The organism is Pseudomonas sp. Sample_24 (genome assembly GCF_004307605.1).
Classification (GTDB): domain Bacteria; phylum Pseudomonadota; class Gammaproteobacteria; order Pseudomonadales; family Pseudomonadaceae; genus Aquipseudomonas.
Genome location: NZ_RCNW01000052.1, coordinates 1 through 1086, shown reverse-complemented (window position 1 = coordinate 1086; position 1086 = coordinate 1). Strand labels below are relative to the sequence as shown.

Below are 1086 nucleotides of genomic sequence, written 5' to 3'. Positions count from 1 at the left end.
GCGCAACACGTCCTCAAAGACGCTGTTCCAATGACACCTATCGCTCACTCGACGGTGTTCCAACCCATGCGCGCCAATGTGCAGGACTTCAAGATCAGCCCGTTTGGCTTGAATTCCTTCTACGGCGTCAGCGTCAGCAAATAAGATCGGGTAACGGCGACGTCCTGGACGTCGCCGTTACTTTATCAACCGAGAAAGCAGGAATTCGCCTACATCCAAGTCGACTGCTGCTTACAGCAGAACGTCAGGCCACGTAGTCATTTCCTACGAGACTTTCGGACTCTTCGCATTTACTGCCGGAGCCACGGTTCATACCGTCGGTATCCGACCAGCTCATGCGTGGGTCATCGGTTTGTTTGCTGCACGTCATGGCTTGAAACCAGTGAAGCCTCGTCGTCTACGCACGGATTGCAGGCTCATTGTCACAACACTGAACAAGAGAGAGCGTCATGCGCCATACCTTGGTTTTATCTGCACTGCTGGGCACCGGTCTGCTGGCCGCTACCTCCATGGGCCACGCGGCCAGTAACAGCCTGGTGTTCTGCTCCGAAGGCAGCCCCGCCGGGTTCGATACGGCGCAATACACGACAGCGACTGACAATGATGCCGCCGAGCCGCTGTACAACCGGCTGGCAGAGTTTGAAAAAGGCTCGACCAATGTCGTACCGGGCCTGGCCACAAACTGGGATATTTCCGAGGACGGCCTCAAGTACACCTTTCACCTGCGCCCAGGGGTGAAGTTTCACACCACCAAATATTTCACCCCAACCCGTGAATTCAATGCCGACGACGTGCTGTTCACCTTCAACCGCATGCTCGATCCACAACAACCTTTCCGCAAGGCCTACCCGACAGAGTTTCCGTACTTCAACGGGATGAGCCTGAACAAGAACATCGCCAAGGTTGAAAAGACCGGGCCGCTGACCGTGGTCATGACGCTCAACAGCGTCGACGCCGCGTTCATTCAGAACATCGCCATGAGCTTCGCCGCCATTCTCTCTGCCGAATACGCCGACCAGCTGCTGGCCGAGGGCAAGCCGAGCGACATCAACCAGAAGCCGATCGGCACCGGGCCGTTCGTGTTCA

2 protein-coding genes are annotated in these 1086 nt (G+C 56.5%); both read left to right on the top strand.

Features of this window, described 5'->3' with window-relative positions:
- Positions 1-144, top strand: a 144-nt coding sequence (locus tag D8V06_RS30680; protein ID WP_241667762.1) for a hypothetical protein, incomplete at its 5' end; no start/stop codon positions are given.
- 305 nt (positions 145-449) lie between these two features.
- Positions 450-1086: ABC transporter substrate-binding protein (locus D8V06_RS02475; protein ID WP_241667761.1), on the top strand; the 637-nt coding region annotated here is incomplete at its 3' end.